Below are 16,449 nucleotides of genomic sequence, written 5' to 3'. Positions count from 1 at the left end.
CCCGCGAGCAGCATGGATCCCATGAGTCCCAGCCCCTCACGGCGCACCAGGCTCCTGCGTGAACTCGACCGGCCCGGCGACGCGTACCGCGGCATCGGCCCCAACTGGTTCGCGTCCGTCATGGGCACCGGCATCGTCGCCAACGCCGCCGCCACCCTGCCGTTCCACGTACCCGGCCTGCATGCGGTCGCCGTCCTCGGGTGGCTGCTCGCCACCGCGCTGCTCATCGCCCTGACCGTGGCGACCGCCGCCCTGTGGACCCGCCAGCGCGCGATCGCGCGCGGCCACGTCGCCGACCCCGCGATGGTCATCTTCTTCGGCGCGCCGCCGATGGCGCTGCTCACCGTCGGCGCCGGCACGGTCCTGTACGGCCCCGGCCTCCTCGGGCGGTCCGCCGCACTCGGCATCGGCACGGCCCTGTGGTCGCTGGGCACCCTCGCGGGCCTCGCCTGCGCCGTCGCCGTGCCGTACGTGATGATCACGCGGCACCGGTCGCGGCTGGACGGCGTGTTCGCGACGTGGCTGCTGCCCGTCGTGCCGCCGATGGTCTCGGCGGCCACCGGACCGCTGCTCATCCCGCACGTGGGCGGACACGAGGCACGGCTCGCGCTGTTCCTGGCCTGCTACGCGATGTTCGGCATCAGCCTGTTCGCGACCCTCGCGCTGCTGCCCCTCATCTGGGCCCGGCTGTTCCTGCACGGCACCGGACCGGCGGTCATGGTCCCGACGCTGTTCATCGTGCTCGGCCCGCTCGGGCAGTCGGTCACCGCGGCGCACACCATCGGCGCGGTCGCGGGCGACGTGCTGCCCGCGCACCTGACCGGGGCGTGCGCGGACTTCGCGCTGCTGTACGGCGTACCCGTCCTCGGCGCGGCGCTCGCGTGGTTCGCCCTGGCCGTCGTGCTCGGGATACGCGCCCGCCGCCGGGGCCTCCCGTTCGCGATGACCTGGTGGTCCCTGACCTTCCCGGTCGGCACGTGCGTCACCGGCGCGTCCGGCCTGGCGGCCCAGACCCGTGCGGAGGCCCTGCGCTGGGCCGCCGTCGTGCTCTTCCTCCTGTTGGCCGCCGCGTGGGCGGTCGTCGGGGCACACACGGCACGCGGATGCCTGAGCGGCCGACTCTTCCGCACCCCCGCCGCGCCGCCCGTGCCGGTCCCGGCCGCGGCATCGGACGAGCGGGTCCGCGTCGGCGCCGCGCCCGCGTTCGGGCGGGGCGGCGACGCGGCGGGAGCCTGAAGAGGCGCACGCGGCCCGGGTGTTCCGGCGCGCACCGGTCGGGCCCGAGCGGGCGTCCGGGAAGGTTTCCGGCCCGAGCGCGGCCCGGCGGGTGCCGCGTGCCCGGACGATCCCGCGCCGCGCGGGCCGCCCCGATCCCCGACGTCCCGGGTCCTCGCGGCGGGCCGCGTTCGCGGGACCGCCGTCGGCCGCGGGATGCCGCATTAGGCTGGCACGTCATGAGGTCGCCCGTGCCGTCGCCGCCCGAGGGGTCGGCGTTGGCGCGTGCCGAGACGCGCCGGGCGCTGCGCGGATACCGGCTGCGGGCCTGGCTGCTCATCCTGCTCGGCCTCGTGGCGTACGCCGGGGCGTGGTCCGTCGAACGCCACACCGACCTGCCGTCGGTCGCGACACTCGCCCTGATCCTCGCCTCCGGCGGCGCGGGGGTGTTCGGCCTCGTCACGCACTTCCAGGCGACCCGCATGCGCCGCGCCCTCGTGCGCCGGCCGTGGGTGCCGTGCGCGTGCCGGTTCCACGACCCCGGCTGCTTCCCCGGCGCCGGAAACCAGCCGGTGCTCGTCCTCATCGACCCGGCCCGAGACGGCGCGCAGCACGTGCTGGCGGTCGTCGCCACCGCCCGACGAGCGCGCCGCCTGCGGCCGTGCGACGGCGCCGAGGTCTGGTTCGCGGGCGACCCGGCCCGCGGCGGCGTCGTCTCGCCACCCGGCGGCGGCCACCTCCTGTGGACCCGACCGGTGCTGCTGCGCCCCTGGAACAAGTACGTCAAACAACAGGCGACCGGCACCAACCCGGCCGGCGCCTGACCGACGAACCCCCGACGGGATGCACGGGGTTCACCCGAAGCCCCTCGCCCGTCGCGATCCCGCCCCCCGCACATCGGTCGGGCACCGCAGGCCGTCGGCCCGTGCGTGCCGTCTCCCCGAGCCGCCCTCTCACGCCCGTGCCTCGTCGTCCCGCGCTCGTCCGAACGCGCCCGTACAATCTGCTGATCAGGCAGGACACGGCGCGCAAGGGGTGGGCAAATGGTGGACGCCGTGCAGGACTTCCTGCGGCACGGCGCCTGGACGGACTACCCCACTCCCGTCGTCGTGGCCGTCTTCACCCTCATCTGCATCGTCGGTGTCGCGTTCTTCGTACCGAAGACCCTCCTCGCGCCCGCCGCGGGCGCGCTGTTCGGGGCCGTCCTCGGCACCGTCGTCGCGATGACCGGCGCCACGCTCGGCAGCGTGCTGGCCCTCATGGTCGGGCGCCGCCTCGGGCGCGAGCGGGTGCGCGGATGGCTGCACCGCAAGCAGGCCCTCGCGGATCTCGACGCCCGCCTGACCCGGCACGGCCTCGTGCCCGTCGCCCTGCTGCGCCTCGTCCCCGTCATGCCGGGCTTCGTGGTCAACTACGGCGCCGCCGCGACCGGTATCCGCACCCTGCACTTCACGGTCGGGACGGTCATCGGGCTGCTGCCCGCGACCATGGTCCAGGTCGCCGCGGGCGCGTCGGTCCGCACCGGTCTCTCGACGTCGGTGGTCGTCACCGCGACCGCGGGCGTGCTGCTCGTGCTCGCCGCGCTGCTCGTTCTGCGCCACCGGGCCGACAAGGCCGTCCTCGCGGACGCCGAGGCGACCGGGCCCGAGGCCGACGGCCGGGCGGAGGTCAGTCCTCCGGCTTAGCCGCGGCGCGGCGGTGCTGTTTGATGCGGTCGAGCGCGACCGAGACCCCGGCGCCGAGGAACACCAGGTTGAAGACGATCTGCACCATTACCGCGATCCGGGAGGCCTGCCCCGTCGCGGTGATGTCGCCGTAGCCCACGGTCGCCGTGGTCACCAGCGTGAAATAGAGCGCGTCCGTACGCGTCACGAGACCCGCGAACTGGTCGCTCTGCTGGGCGAGTCGGTCGTACACCGTCGCGAAGAACACGATGCTCGCGACCACCGTGAGCAGCAGCCCCTCGGCGCGGGCCGGGAATCCGCCGCGCTGGCCGCGTGCGATCAGCAGCACGATCAGCGCCGCGAACGCCCCGACGCACAGCGCGAAGACCACGGTCCGCACCGCCTCCGAGGTGCTGTGCACCTGGTCCGGCAGCGTGTAGAAGGCGACGAGCAGCACCACCAGCGCCCCGATCGCCCGTACCGCGACCCACCACGGCGACTCCGTGCGCTCCGGTGCCGCCTTGCCGTCGGGCTGCGACCGCGTGCTCATGCCACCCCGCCTTCCCGGGCGCGCCGGACCCGCCGAGCGTCCGCGCGCCACGCCATGCGCACCGAAACGCGCACCGAACGGCCCGGCCCGTCAGCCCTCGTGGCCCAGGTTGAAGGTGTCGGGATCGGGGCCCGTGCGCCGCCCCCGGTCCAGCGCGTCGAACGCCGCGAGGTCGGCGTCGTCCAGTGCGAAGTCGAAGACGGCGATGTTCTCCGCGATGCGTGCCGGCGTCACCGACTTCGGGATGACGATGTTGCCGAGTTGGACGTGCCAGCGCAGCACCACCTGGGCGGGGGTGCGCCCGTGCTTCGCGGCGATGCCGGCCACGGTCGAGTCGGACAGCAGCGCGCCGCCCTTCGCCAGGGGGCTCCAGGCCTCCGTCCTGATCCCGAACTCGGCGTGGAACGCCCGGAGTTCCTTCTGCTGGAGGTACGGGTGCAGCTCGATCTGGTTGACCGCGGGAACCACGCCGCTGCTGTCGAACAGCCGTTCCAGGTGCGGGATCTGGAAGTTCGAGACGCCGATCGCCCGGATCCGCCGGTCCGCGTACAGCTTCTCGAACGCCTGCCACGAGTCGACGTACCGGTCCGCCGCGGGCACCGGCCAGTGGATCAGGTACAGGTCGAGATAGTCGAGGCCGAGCCGGTCCAGGCTGCCGTCGAACGCGCGCAGCGTCGCCTCGTACCCGTGGTCGTGGTTCCACAACTTCGTGGTGACGAACAGGTCTTCGCGTGCGATGCCGGACGCCGCGAGCGCCGCGCCGACGCCGGTCTCGTTGCCGTACGCCGCCGCGGTGTCGATGCTGCGGTAGCCCGCCTCCAGGGCGGTCCGCACCGCCGCCTCGGTCTCGTCGGGCGCCACCTGCCACACCCCGAAGCCGAGTTGCGGGACCGGTACGTCGTTGTTGAGGGTGATGTCGGGAACGGTGTTCACGGGTTCTTCCTCCGACTCGTGGCTCGGGGCTTGCGGACGGACGCGATCAGGTGGTGGGCCGGACCACACACGATCATCGCCAACCACGCCCGCGAAGCCCCGTATTCCGCGCCGCGCCGCCGGCCGATCCCGGGCGGCTCAGCCGGTCAGCAGCCCCATCGCCCGCGCCCGGTTGAGCCAGTCGGGGTACTCCTCCATCATCAGGTCGAACAACACCTCGTCGGCGAGGTTCGCCGGGTCGGTGACCGCGAAGAACGCGGCGTTGTCGGTGTAGCGGCCCTGGAGGTTGTCCAGCTCCTCCAGGAACGCGAAGCCCCCGGTCAGCTTCTCGATCAGCTTGTTCTGCAGCCGCTCGGAGAACTTGACCTTCTTCTTCTGGCCCGCCGGCGCGCCCGCGGGGTCCTGCTTGTCGACCGCCTTCGCCGACGGCCCGATGCCCATGAACTGCCAGAAGATCGGCTCGTAGCTGGAGTACGTCACCTGCTCGCGCGTCAACTGCTCGGTGCTGGTCATGCCGTCGGTGACGAACATGACGTACACCGGCACCCGGTCGGCGAGCGGTGCGTGGCGCGGGCCCGACACCTTGAAGTAGTTCTCCCGCACGAGGCGCATCGCGGCGGCGTAGTCGGTGCCGCCCTCCAGCGGGTACCGCTGGAGCATCTGGTTCGTCCAGCCCTGGTACTGCCGGGTGTTGAGCGTCCCGGCCTCGTGGCCGCTCTGGCCGAACAGGAAGACGTCGACCTCGCCGTTGTCGTCGAAGCGCAGCCCGAGCGACAGAACGCGCTCGACGAGGGCCTGGACCTTGCCGGACTGGAAGAGGTTGTTCATCGAGGCGGAGATGTCCAGGCACAGCGCGACGCGCGCGGTGTGCTCGCCGAGGCCCTTCTTCTCCAGGCTGACCGCGGCCTTCTTGGTGAGGTCGAGAAGCCGGCCGTGGCCCTGCTCGCCGAGCTGCTTCTCCATGCTGACGAGCTGCTGCTTCTTCAGGCTCACCGGGCCCGACGACGCCGGCGCGGCGCCCGGGGACGCCGGGGCGGCGGGGGGCGGCGTGGCGGGGCGGGCGGGTGCGGGCGGCGGCGTGGTGGGGGCCGGGGGCACGGGGGCGCGTACGGCCGGGTTCGGCGCGGTCTGCACCGCCGACGGCGGCAGCGGGGGAGGGGTGTACGTCGGGGGCGGTGTCCGGAGCGGGACCGGAGGCGCGGGCGGCGCGGGCTCGGCGTCCACCGCGATGCCGAAGTCGGTCGCGAGGCCCGCGAGGCCCGACGCGTAGCCCTGGCCGACGGCGCGGAACTTCCACGCGCCGTTGCGCAGGTACAGCTCGCCGAACAGGAACGCCGTCTCCGTCGTCGCGTCGCCGATGTCGAAGACCGCGTGCTCGCGCCCGGCCTCGTCGAGCAGCTTCAGCGCCAGATCGGGCACCTGGCCAAACGTTCCTCCGTCGGCGGAGGCCCCGATCACGACGCGCACGACACCGGACGGCACGCGGTTCAGGTCGACGCGCACGGCGTCCGTCGTGACCCCGTCGGGCGAGGTCTGCTTGCCGGCGTGCGCGACCGCTCCGGAGGGGTGCGACGGCTGGTTGTAGAAGACGAAGTCGTCCTCGCCTCGGACCTTGCCGTCGTCGGCGAGCAGCAGGGCGGAGACGTCCACATCCGGTGCACCGCCGCTGCGCCAGGACACCACCGCGCGCAGTGACGTGGTCGGGGCCGGGATGTTCGCGCCTTTGGACATCGTGGTCATGCAGCACATCATGCCGCCTCGCGACGCCTGCCGGGCGGACCGTCACTTCCAGCGTTCGAACTCACGATCGAGTGTGTAGCGGCCGTCGGGGCCGCGCAGCAGTATGCGGGTCTCGCCGTTGCCCGGATTGGACAGGCGTTCGAACTCCTCCACGGTCCAGTGGAACCAGCGCATGCAGAACAGCCGCATCGTCAGGCCGTGGGTGACCAGCAGGATGTTGCGGTCCGGGCCGTAGCGCACGGCGTGCCGCGCGAAATCGCGGTGCATCGTCTCCAGGAAGGCCCCGACCCGGTCGTAGACGTCGGCGCCGGACTCGCCGTGGGTGAAGCGGTAGTAGAAGTGCCCGTACGCGTCGCGCGCCGCCTTCTGCTGCCCCATGTCGGTGAGCTGCTGGATGTTGCCCCAGTCCTGCTCGCGGAGCCGGGGTTCCTCGCGTATGCGCGTGCGCTCCGGGTCGAGCCCGAGCAGCCGGAACGTCTCGCGCGTGCGGCGGTACGGCGAGACGAACGCCGTCACGTGCTCCGTCCCGAACAGGTCCCGCAGCTCGCGACCGGCCCGCTCGCTCTGCTCGCGGCCACGCTCGGTGAGTTCGAGGGCGTGGTCGGGGACCACCTCGTAGATGCCGGGGTCGATGTTCCCCGCGGATTCGCCGTGCCGGAGAAGGACGATGCGCTTGGGGCGGGCGGCGGCGTCGATCATGCCGGGGACTCTACGGGTCCGGGCCCCGGGGGCGCGGCGGCGGTCCGTGGGGCGTTCTCGCGGTTCCGCCGGCCGCCGACCGCGACACGCCCGGGAAGCGGCCGTCACCTGCGTTTTCCCGTCAATTTCGCGGTCCGGGGCAAGGCTGTGCTAACGTCGTGGTCGTTGCAGTTGTGGTTCCCAGCGAAATCTGTGTGCACCTGTCGAGTTGTAACAGACAGGTGCATTTTTGGTTTTGGTGGATGTTTTCGGTGTCGGTGCTTGCGCCGTTTCCCGAATTCAGGGAGATCATCACGGCGACACCGGGCCCGCGAGGTGTGGGCTCGGCACAATTCCCCTGAAGGAGAGAATTATGGCTACCGGCACCGTGAAGTGGTTCAACTCGGAAAAGGGCTTCGGCTTCATCGCGCAGGACGGCGGCGGCGAGGACGTTTTCGCCCACTTCTCCGCCATCCAGGCGACCGGCTTCCGTGAGCTGATCGAAGGCCAGCAGGTCGAGTTCGACATCGTCCAGGGCCAGAAGGGCCTGCAGGCGGAGAACATCGTCCCGCGCAGCTGAGCCCCCGCTCACTCACCCGCAGGGGTCCGCACCGGCGCTTCGCCGGTGCGGGCCCCTGCGGCGTTCCCGGGCTCAGGCGTCGGGCAGGACCAGCGCGGGGCGGCGCGGGTCGTCCCAGCGGACGACCAGGTCGGCGCTGTCCTCGGGGAAGCACTCGGCGCGGTAGCGCTCGTACGCCGGGAGGGTCCACCGCGCGTCGTCGGGGGTGCGGCGGCGCAGCGCGCCCTCCGACAGGCTCAGGTGCACCGTCAGGTCGAGCGGCAGGCCGCGGCCGATCAGGAGCTGTCCGTCGAGCACCAGGACGCCGCCGCGCGGGAGTTCGACGTACGCCGCGCGTGTCGCCCGGTCGCGCTCGGCGTCCCACAGGCTGGGCAGCACGCGGCCGGTGCCGCCGGGTTCGAGCGGATCCAGGACCTCGCGCCGCAGGCCGCCTTCGTCCAGCCAGGACCAGTAGAAGGCGTCGGCGTCGTGCCGCCCGTGTTCGAGCCGCACCGACGCGGGCCGCAGGAAATCCCCCGCCGACACCCGTCGGACGGCCTTCCCCGCCGCGCGCAGCGGATCCACCAGCGCATCGGCCAACGCCCCCGGCGCGCCGGCCTCCGCGCCGTCCACCGCCACCCGCAGCCACCCGCCGACCGGGACACGTTCGACGATCACCGCGACGAGTTACCCCGCCAGAGCCTCAGGGGTAAAAGGACGTACACGCACCCGGCCATCCTGCCCGCCCGGTCACCACGAGCAAGGGGCGGCACCGAAAGGCGCCGCCCCTTGCTCCCGGACCGTCAGCGCAGGCGTCCCACGGGGATCACGGTGATCCGGACCCGTTGGTCGTTGACCTCGTCCATCACCCGGTAGGCACCCACATGGATGCGCAGAACGCCGGCACCGCCGAACGCACCGCGAGGCCTCGGGTTTTCAGCGAGGCGGTCAACTGCCGTGAACACCTGTTGCACGCCTTGTGGATCGTCTTCGGCCGGCCATTCTGCGCGCGCGAGAGCTGACGGTTCCCAGATGACCTCGTAGCTCACGTCTCGTCGCCGCCGAAGATGCGGCGGTACGCCTCGGCGTGCGGGATGCCGTCGTCCTCACCACGGGCTCGACGCGCTCGGTAGGCCTCCAGCGCGCGCATTTCCTCCAACTCCAACGCGTCAGCCGGGCTGACCAGCATGGCGATGGTTAGTCCGTGGCCGGTGATGGCAACGGGCTCGCGGGTGGTGTTGACCTCACGTGCGATGGCGCCCAGGCGGGCACGCGCTTCCACGATTGAGTAGGTCCTCTCCGTCATGCCCACAAGGTCAACAAAGTGTGCATTCGCCCTGGTGGCACGCTCACGCGATGTCCGGGAAGCCTTCACCCGACCCAGCTCGGCCTGCGGCGCTCGCGGAGGGCCGCCATGCCCTCGGCGGCTTCCTCGGAGCCGAAGAGGTCGGCCGAGAGGCGCACCGTCGCGGCGCCGCCCTCGGCCACGCGCTCCGCGAGGGTCGCGGCGAGGAGCTTCTTGGTGGCGACAAGGCCCTGGCGGGAGCCCAGGCGCAGGTTGGCGATCAGGTCGGCGGCGTGCGCGTCGGCTCCCTCGATGCCCGGGCCGGCCAGGGTGATCAGGCCGATGCGCTCGGCCTCCGCGCCGTCGAACGCCTCGCCGGTGAGGAAGTAGCGCGATGCCGCGCGCGGGTCGAGGCGCGGGAGGGTGGTCAGCGAGATGATCGCCGGGGCGAGGCCCAGGCGTACCTCGGAGAAGGCGAACGTCGTGTCGGCCGGGGCGACCGCCAGGTCGCTCGCGCCGACCAGGCCGAGACCGCCCGCGCGCGCGTTGCCGCGCAGGTGGGCGAGGACGGGCACCGGCAGTTCGATGATCTTGCGAAGGATTTCGAGCAGCCGGTGCGTGCCGCGCTCCATGCCGCCCTCGGCCGCCTCGCGCAGGTCGGCGCCCGCGCAGAACGTCGGGCCGGTGTGCGTGAGCACGACCGCGCGCACGGCGGGGTCGTCGGCGACGGCGGACAGGTGCGCGTCGAGTTCGTCCATCAGCGCGGCGGAGAGCGCGTTGCGGTTCTCCGGCGAGTCGAGCGTGATCGTGGCGATCGCGGCGTCGTGGGCGAGCGTGACCAAGGCCATCGGGCGTCCTCAGATCTGGTGCGGGTGACGGGTGTTCGTAACGGTGCTGCGTGACCGGACTCCGGCGGTCACCCGCCGGCCGCGGCGAACGCGCCGAGGGCGAGGGTGCGCAGGAGTTCGGCCATCACATCAGGACCCGGCGCGCGCGGCCCGCGGTGGCTGGACGCGCTGTGCGGGGTCGAGTTCAGCAGGCCGAAGACGGCGTGTACGGCCGCCCGGGCGCGGGCGTCGGCGGACGGCGGGACCGCCTCCTCGCCGTCGTCCGGGGCGGCGAGGGCCTGGAACGGCGCGGTCTCGGGGCCGGTGGACCGGGTGAATCCGGGGTACGCCCGGACGACGACCGCGACCCAGATCTCCACGTACGCGCGCTGCAACCGCCGTACGGTGCGCTGCTCTTCGTCGCGGAGGTTGGCCAAGTCCCGGTCGTGCAGCACGATCAGCGCGCGGTCGTTGAGGGCGAAGTCGATGTGCCCGCGGACGAGGGCGTCCAACTGCGCGTCGGGCTCGGCGTGTTCGGCGACGCGGCGGCGGGCCTCGCGGAGCAGTTGCTCGCTGATGCCGACCAGGAGTTCGGCGAGCATCGCGTCCTTGCCGCGGAAGTGGCGGTACAGCCCCGGCCCGGTGATGCCGGACGCGGCACCGATCTCGTCCACGCTGACGCCGTGGAAACCGCGCGCGGCGAAAAGCTGCGCGGCCTCGTGCAGGATCTGCGTGCGCCGCGGACTTCTGACCTGGTCGACCGACATGGCCACCATGCTAGACAGGGGTGTGAACGATCGCTAACGTCGGGGTCGTGACATGGTGTTAACGATTGCTAACGTCCGCGCGGGGCACACGCGGCGGCGGCCGGGACGGCCGGAACGACATGCGCGCCGCAGGCGTAGCCACCGGCGGCGCGAGGAACACGCGAGCAGCACGAACGACCAGGCAAGCGGCACACGCGGAGGCGGCACCATGCGGGTGACGACCACGGTTCCCGGGGTTCCGGGCGGCGGTCCGCGCTCGCCGCGCCGCACGATCGAGACGGAACGGGCGAACGGGTGACCGGATCCACAGCACACGCGGCGGGGACGACCGGCCTCGGGCCCGGCGTCGGCCCGCGAATCGGCACGCGCGCGGACCCGACCGGCGAGGCGTATCGGGCCAACACCCTCGCCCACATGGGTGCGGTCGCCGAGCTGCGGCGGCGGCTGGCCGTGGCGGCGCTGGGCGGCGGCGAGACCGCCCGGGCCCGGCACACCGCCCGGGGCAAGCTGCTGCCGCGCGAGCGGGTCGACACGCTGCTGGACCCCGGATCGCCGTTCCTGGAGATCGCCCCGCTGGCCGCCGACGGCCTCTACGACGGCGCGGCCCCGGCCGCGGGCATCGTCGCGGGGGTCGGGCGGGTGTCCGGGCGCGAGGTGCTGGTGATCGCGAACGACGCGACGGTCAAAGGCGGCACCTACTATCCGTTGACGGTCAAGAAGCACCTGCGCGCGCAGGAGATCGCGTTCGAGAACCGGCTGCCGTGCGTGTATCTGGTGGATTCCGGCGGGGCGTTCCTGCCGATGCAGGACGAGGTCTTCCCGGACCGCGACCATTTCGGCCGGATCTTCTTCAACCAGGCGCGCATGTCGGCCGCGGGAATCCCGCAGATCAGCGCGGTGCTCGGGTCATGCACGGCCGGCGGCGCGTACGTCCCGGCGATGAGCGACCAGACCGTGATCGTCCGGAACCAGGGCACGATCTTCCTGGGCGGGCCGCCGCTGGTGAAGGCCGCGACCGGGGAGGTCGTGACCGCGGAGGACCTGGGCGGCGGCGAGGTGCACGCGCGGGTCTCCGGGGTCGTCGACCACCTGGCCGAGGACGACAAGCACGCGCTGCGCATCGTCCGCGACATCGTCGCGGGCCTCGGGCCGCGCGCGCCGCGCCCGTGGGACGTCGTGCCGGTCGAGGAGCCCGCGGTCGACCCGAACGGGCTGTACGGCGCGGTCCCGGCCGACAACCGCACGCCGTACGACGTCCGCGAGGTCATCGCGCGCCTCGTCGACGGCTCGCGTTTCTCGGAGTTCAAGGCGGAGTACGGCCCGACGCTGGTCACCGGGTTCGCGCACGTGCACGGCCACCCGGTGGGCATCGTCGCGAACAACGGGATTCTGTTCTCCGAATCCGCCCTGAAAGGCGCCCACTTCATCGAGTTGTGCGACCAACGGGCCGTCCCTCTCTTGTTCTTGCAGAACATCACCGGGTTCATGGTCGGAAAGGCGTACGAGAACGGCGGGATCGCCAAGCACGGCGCGAAGATGGTCACCGCGGTGGCGACCACGCGCGTCCCGAAATTGACCGTGGTCCTCGGCGGTTCGCACGGCGCGGGCAACTACTCGATGTGCGGGCGCGCTTATGCGCCGCGGTTCCTGTGGATGTGGCCCGGCGCGAAGATCTCGGTGATGGGCGGCGAACAGGCGGCGACCGTTCTCGCGACCGTCAAACGCGACCAACTCGCCGCGCGCGGCGAGGAATGGCCCGCCGAGGCCGAAGCGGCTTTCCGCAAGCCGATTCTCGACCAATACGAGGAACAGGGCAGCGCCTATTACGCGACCGCGCGGCTGTGGGACGACGGCGTCATCGACCCGCTGGACACCCGCACCGTCGTCGGCCTCGCGCTCACCGCGTGCGCCAACGCGCCCCTGGCCGACCCGGGCTTCGGCCTCTTCCGGATGTGAGGGGACGAGCCATGTTCGACACCGTCCTGGTCGCCAACCGCGGCGAGATCGCCTGTCGCGTCGTCAGAACCCTTCGGGAGCACGGGATTCGCTCCGCCGTGGTGTTCACCGACGCGGACGCCGGCGCCCGCCACGTCCGCGACGCCGACACCGCCGTCCGGGTCCCGGACTACCTCGACATCGACGCGGTCGTCGCGGCGGCGGTGCGCGTCGGCGCCGACGCGGTGCACCCGGGGTACGGATTCCTCGCGGAGAACGCGAAGTTCGCCCGAGCCGTCGTCGACGCCGGGCTGGTGTTCATCGGCCCGCCCGCGCAGGCCATCGAGCTGATGGGCGACAAGATCCGCGCCAAGCAGACCGTCGCCGGGTACGGCGTCCCTGTTGTTCCCGGCAGCAGCGGCACCGGCCTCGGCGATGCCGAACTCGCCGCCGAGGCACGGAAGATCGGCTTCCCGGTGCTGCTCAAGCCGTCCGCGGGCGGCGGCGGCAAGGGCATGCACCTGGTCCGCGAGGAGACCGCTCTCGGCGACGAGATCGCCGCGGCCCGCCGCGAGGCCGCCGGCGCGTTCGGCGACGACACCCTCCTGGTGGAGCGCTGGATCGACCGGCCCCGGCACATCGAGGTCCAGGTGATGGCCGACACGCACGGCAACGTCGTGCACCTCGGTGAGCGCGAGTGCAGCCTCCAGCGCCGCCACCAGAAGATCATCGAGGAGGCCCCGTCGGTGCTGCTGACCGCCGAGCGCCGCGCCGCGATGGGCGCCGCCGCCGTGGAGGCGGCCCGATCGTGCGGCTACGTCGGCGCCGGGACGGTCGAGTTCATCGTGTCGGCCGACCGGCCCGACGAGTACTTCTTCATGGAGATGAACACCCGCCTCCAGGTCGAGCACCCCGTCACCGAGGCGGTCACCGGCCTCGACCTGGTGTGGTGCCAGGTGAGCGTCGCCGCCGGACGCGAACTGGGCTTCGGGCAAGGCGACGTCCGGCTCGACGGCCACGCGGTCGAGGCCCGCGTCTACGCCGAGGACCCCGCCCGGGGCTTCCTGCCCGGCGGCGGACGCGTCGTCCTGCTGCGCGAGCCCGCCGCCGACGGCCGCGTCCGCGTCGACTCCGGGCTGCTCGCGGGCGGCGACGTGGGCAGCGCGTACGACCCGATGCTCGCCAAGGTCGTCGCGTGGGGCCGCGACCGCGACGAGGCGCTGCGGACCCTCCGCACGGCGCTCGGCCGGACGACCGTCCTCGGCGTCCACACCAACATCGCCTTCCTGGACCGGCTGCTGGCGCACGAGGACGTCGTCGCCGGACGCCTCGACACCGGCCTGGTCGAGGCGTCCCTCGCCGACCTGACCGCGCACCCCGTCCCGCCCGCCGTGGCGATCACCGCCGCGCTGCTGGCCCACGCCGCGCGCGAACCCGCCCCCGACGCCGACGGCTGGGCCGACCCGTTCGCGGTCCCCTCCGGCTGGCGGCTCGGCGAACACGCCCCGACCGCCTACCGGTTCCGCGTCGACGGCGCCGAACCGGTCGAAGTACGCGTGCACGGACGCGGTCCGCACACCGAAGTCGCCTACGAGGACGCCGCGATGGTGCCCGCGCACATCGAACTCGGCGCCGACGGCAGCGTGCTGCTCGACCACGACGGCCTGGCCGAGACGTACTGGCACGCCACCGCCGACGACGGCAGCCGCTGGATCGCGCACGGCCCCGACACCTGGCGGGCCGTCGCGTACGACCCCGTCGACGCCGGCCCGGGCGCCACCGCCGCGGGCGACGGGACGCTCGTCGCCCCGATGCCCGGCACCGTCACCGTGGTCAAGGCCGCCATCGGCGACCGCGTCACCCTCGGCCAGGCCGTCGTGGTGGTCGAGGCGATGAAGATGGAACACGCCGTGACCGCCCCCTTCGCCGGGACGCTCGGCGAGCTGCGCGTCGACGCCGGCGCGCGCGTGGCGCTCGACGAGGTCCTGGCCGTCGTCCACCCCGACGAGTCGGCGGCAACGGGCGCATCGGACGATGGAGAGGCCGCCGGTGCCGCCCGCACCGACCCGGCCGAACGCCACCGGAACAAGAACTGCGAGGACAAGTCGTGAACGGTCTCCCCATGGTCGTCCCCGAGCCCGGACTCCCGACCGAGGTCACCATCTACGAAGTCGGCCCGCGCGACGGTCTGCAGAACGAGTCCGCCGTCGTCTCCGCCGACGTCAAGACCGAGTTCATACGCCGTCTCGCGGACGCGGGGCTGCGCACCGTCGAGACCACGAGCTTCGTGTCGCCCAAGTGGGTGCCGCAACTCGCCGACGCCGCCGAGGTGTTCGCGGACGTCGTGAAGAACGTCGACGTCGACCTGCCGGTGCTGGTGCCCAACGAGCGCGGGCTCGACCGCGCGCTGGAACTCGGCGCCCGGCACGTCGCGGTCTTCGCCAGCGCCACCGAAACGTTCGCGCGGAAGAACCTCAACCGCGGCCTCGAGGCCTCGCTCGACATGTTCGCGCCCGTCGTCGCCCGCGCCACCGACGCCGGCCTGCGCGTCCGCACCTACGTCTCGATGGCGTTCGGCGACCCGTGGGAGGGCCCGGTCGACCCCGCGCAGGTCGTCGACGTGAGCGTGCGCCTGATCGAGATGGGCTGCGACCAGGTCAGCCTCGGCGACACCATCGGCGTCGCGACGGCCGGCCAGGTCACGTCGCTGATCGACCGCTTCGCCAAGGCCGGCGTCGGGGTCGACAAGCTCGCCGTGCACTTCCACGACACCTACGGCCAGGCCCTCGCCAACACCCTCGCCGCGCTCCGCTGCGGGATCACCACCGTCGACGCGTCCGCGGGCGGGCTGGGCGGATGCCCGTACGCCAAGAGCGCCACCGGCAACCTCGCCACCGAGGACCTGCTGTGGATGCTGGCCGGCCTCGGCATCGAGACCGGGGTCGATATCGACAAGCTCGTCGACACCAGCCTGTGGATGGCCGACCGCCTGGGCCGGCCGTGCCCCTCCCGCACCGTCAGCGCGCTGGCGGCCGAGAGGCAGTAGAAGGCCCGATCCCGGCCGTGCGGCACGGCCCGGGACGCACGAGAAAGCAGACGCCCATGCTCGACCACCGGCTCAGCGAGGAACACGAGCTTCTGCGCGCCACCGTGCGGGAGTTCGCACACGACGTGGTCGCCCCCGTGATCGCGGACTACTACGAGCGCCACGCGTTCCCGTACCCGATCGTGCGGGAGATGGGGAGGATGGGGCTGTTCGGGCTCCCGTTCCCCGAGGAGTACGGCGGTATGGGCGGCGACTACCTCGCGCTCGGCATCGCGCTGGAGGAACTGGCCCGCGTCGACTCGTCGGTGGCGATCACCCTGGAGGCCGGCGTCTCCCTCGGCGCGATGCCGCTGCACAAGTTCGGCACCGAGGAGCAGAAGCGGCGCTGGCTCCCGGCGCTGTGCGCGGGCGAGACGCTGGGCGCGTTCGGCCTCACCGAGCCCGACGGCGGCTCCGACGCGGCGGCCACCCGCACCACCGCGCGGTTCGACGAGGCGACCGCGGAGTGGGTGGTCAACGGGGCGAAGTGCTTCATCACCAACTCCGGCACCGACATCACCGGCCTGGTCACCGTCACCGCCGTCACCGGCACGAAGCCGGACGGGAGCAAGGAGATCTCCGCGATCATCGTCCCGTCCGGCACGCGCGGCTTCACCGTCGCACCCGGCTACTCCAAGGTTGGTTGGAACGCGTCGGACACGCACGAACTGTCGTTCACCGACTGCCGCGTACCCGCCGCCAACCTGCTCGGCGAACGCGGCCGGGGCTACGCGCAGTTCCTCGGCATCCTCGACGAGGGCCGGGTCGCGATCGCGGCGCTGGCCACCGGCCTGGCGCAGGGCTGCGTCGACGAGTCGGTCCGGTACGCCAACGAGCGCCACGCGTTCGGCAGGCCCATCGGCGCCAACCAGGCCGTGTCGTTCAAGATCGCCGACATGGAGATGCGCGCCCATATGTCCCGGTTGTCGTGGCGGCACGCCGCGGCGCGCATGGTGCACGGCGAGACCTTCAAGCACGAGGCGGCGCTCGCCAAGCTCTACAGCTCCGAGGCCGCCGTCGACAACGCGCGCGAGGCGACCCAGATCCACGGCGGCTACGGCTTCATGAACGAGTACGCCGTGGCCCGCTTCTGGCGCGACAGCAAGATCCTGGAGATCGGCGAGGGCACGTCCGAGGTGCAGCGCATGCTGATCGCCCGCGGACTCGGCGTCGGCGAGTCCTTCGGCGCCCGCTGACCACTTGGCCGGGGC

General features: G+C 72.6%; 17 protein-coding genes. 8 read left to right on the top strand and 9 right to left on the bottom strand.

Going from position 1 to position 16,449, the window contains the following annotated elements; genetic code table 11:
* Window positions 1–21 precede the first annotated feature (21 nt).
* From LO772_RS08640 to LO772_RS08630, 3 genes are all read left to right on the top strand, one after another.
* Window positions 22–1,236 (top strand): TDT family transporter, encoded by a 1,215-nt coding sequence (locus tag LO772_RS08640; RefSeq protein ID WP_231777797.1) that lies wholly within the window; start codon window positions 22–24, stop codon window positions 1,234–1,236.
* A 218-nt stretch (window positions 1,237–1,454) separates the two neighbouring features.
* Window positions 1,455–2,039: a hypothetical protein gene (locus LO772_RS08635; protein WP_231777796.1), complete on the top strand. Its 585-nt coding sequence runs from the start codon at window positions 1,455–1,457 to the stop codon at window positions 2,037–2,039.
* 219 nt (window positions 2,040–2,258) lie between these two features.
* The gene (locus tag LO772_RS08630) at window positions 2,259–2,900 is read left to right on the top strand and encodes a TVP38/TMEM64 family protein (RefSeq protein ID WP_231777795.1); all 642 of its coding nucleotides are present in this window, start codon (window positions 2,259–2,261) and stop codon (window positions 2,898–2,900) included.
* Here LO772_RS08630 and LO772_RS08625 read toward each other — a convergent pair.
* From LO772_RS08625 to LO772_RS08605, 4 genes are all read right to left on the bottom strand, one after another.
* A complete protein-coding gene (locus LO772_RS08625; protein ID WP_231777794.1) occupies window positions 2,884–3,429 on the bottom strand; it encodes a potassium channel family protein in 546 nt (181 codons plus the stop codon). The genes LO772_RS08630 and LO772_RS08625 overlap by 17 nt on opposite strands.
* A 90-nt stretch (window positions 3,430–3,519) precedes the next feature.
* Window positions 3,520–4,362, bottom strand: a complete 843-nt coding sequence (locus LO772_RS08620) for an aldo/keto reductase (RefSeq protein ID WP_231777793.1) — start codon at window positions 4,360–4,362, stop codon at window positions 3,520–3,522.
* A gap of 138 nt (window positions 4,363–4,500) precedes the next feature.
* A complete protein-coding gene (locus LO772_RS35755; RefSeq protein WP_269453175.1) occupies window positions 4,501–6,102 on the bottom strand; it encodes a VWA domain-containing protein in 1,602 nt (533 codons plus the stop codon).
* Window positions 6,103–6,144: 42 nt separating this feature from the next.
* Window positions 6,145–6,801, bottom strand: a complete 657-nt coding sequence (locus tag LO772_RS08605) for a histidine phosphatase family protein (protein WP_231777792.1) — start codon at window positions 6,799–6,801, stop codon at window positions 6,145–6,147.
* A 352-nt stretch (window positions 6,802–7,153) separates the two neighbouring features.
* On the opposite strand from LO772_RS08605, the gene LO772_RS08600 reads away from it, so the two are divergent.
* Window positions 7,154–7,360, top strand: coding sequence for a cold-shock protein (locus LO772_RS08600; protein WP_231777791.1), 207 nt, complete (start codon window positions 7,154–7,156; stop codon window positions 7,358–7,360).
* A gap of 72 nt (window positions 7,361–7,432) precedes the next feature.
* Here the strand turns inward: LO772_RS08600 and LO772_RS08595 are convergent, their stop codons facing one another.
* From LO772_RS08595 to LO772_RS08575, 5 genes are all read right to left on the bottom strand, one after another.
* The gene (locus LO772_RS08595) at window positions 7,433–8,017 is read right to left on the bottom strand and encodes a uridine kinase (protein WP_231777790.1); all 585 of its coding nucleotides are present in this window, start codon (window positions 8,015–8,017) and stop codon (window positions 7,433–7,435) included.
* A 125-nt stretch (window positions 8,018–8,142) separates the two neighbouring features.
* Complete coding sequence (locus LO772_RS08590; protein ID WP_231777789.1) at window positions 8,143–8,388, bottom strand: type II toxin-antitoxin system RelE family toxin; 246 nt, start codon at window positions 8,386–8,388, stop codon at window positions 8,143–8,145.
* The gene (locus tag LO772_RS08585; protein ID WP_231777788.1) at window positions 8,385–8,645 is read right to left on the bottom strand and encodes a type II toxin-antitoxin system prevent-host-death family antitoxin; all 261 of its coding nucleotides are present in this window, start codon (window positions 8,643–8,645) and stop codon (window positions 8,385–8,387) included. Before LO772_RS08585 ends, LO772_RS08590 begins: the two co-directional genes overlap by 4 nt.
* 65 nt (window positions 8,646–8,710) lie before the next feature.
* Window positions 8,711–9,472 (bottom strand): enoyl-CoA hydratase family protein, encoded by a 762-nt coding sequence (locus LO772_RS08580; protein WP_231777787.1) that lies wholly within the window; start codon window positions 9,470–9,472, stop codon window positions 8,711–8,713.
* 68 nt (window positions 9,473–9,540) lie between these two features.
* Window positions 9,541–10,218, bottom strand: a complete 678-nt coding sequence (locus LO772_RS08575) for a TetR/AcrR family transcriptional regulator (RefSeq protein WP_231777786.1) — start codon at window positions 10,216–10,218, stop codon at window positions 9,541–9,543.
* A gap of 414 nt (window positions 10,219–10,632) precedes the next feature.
* On the opposite strand from LO772_RS08575, the gene LO772_RS08570 reads away from it, so the two are divergent.
* From LO772_RS08570 to LO772_RS08555, 4 genes are read left to right on the top strand one after another with little or no spacing between them, the layout of a single operon-like run.
* Window positions 10,633–12,174, top strand: coding sequence for a carboxyl transferase domain-containing protein (locus LO772_RS08570; protein ID WP_231779464.1), 1,542 nt, complete (start codon window positions 10,633–10,635; stop codon window positions 12,172–12,174).
* 11 nt (window positions 12,175–12,185) lie between these two features.
* Window positions 12,186–14,264 (top strand): ATP-binding protein, encoded by a 2,079-nt coding sequence (locus tag LO772_RS08565; RefSeq protein ID WP_231777785.1) that lies wholly within the window; start codon window positions 12,186–12,188, stop codon window positions 14,262–14,264.
* A gap of 11 nt (window positions 14,265–14,275) precedes the next feature.
* Entirely contained in the window at window positions 14,276–15,199 is a 924-nt protein-coding gene (locus LO772_RS08560) for a hydroxymethylglutaryl-CoA lyase (RefSeq protein WP_231779463.1), read from the top strand.
* Window positions 15,200–15,255: 56 nt separating this feature from the next.
* A complete protein-coding gene (locus LO772_RS08555; protein WP_231777784.1) occupies window positions 15,256–16,434 on the top strand; it encodes an acyl-CoA dehydrogenase family protein in 1,179 nt (392 codons plus the stop codon).
* Window positions 16,435–16,449 lie beyond the last annotated feature (15 nt).

The sequence above is a fragment of the Yinghuangia sp. ASG 101 genome, assembly GCF_021165735.1.
Classification (GTDB): domain Bacteria; phylum Actinomycetota; class Actinomycetes; order Streptomycetales; family Streptomycetaceae; genus Yinghuangia.
Note: the sequence above shows the minus strand (reverse complement) of the source record. Positions and strands in the feature narration are given on the sequence as shown.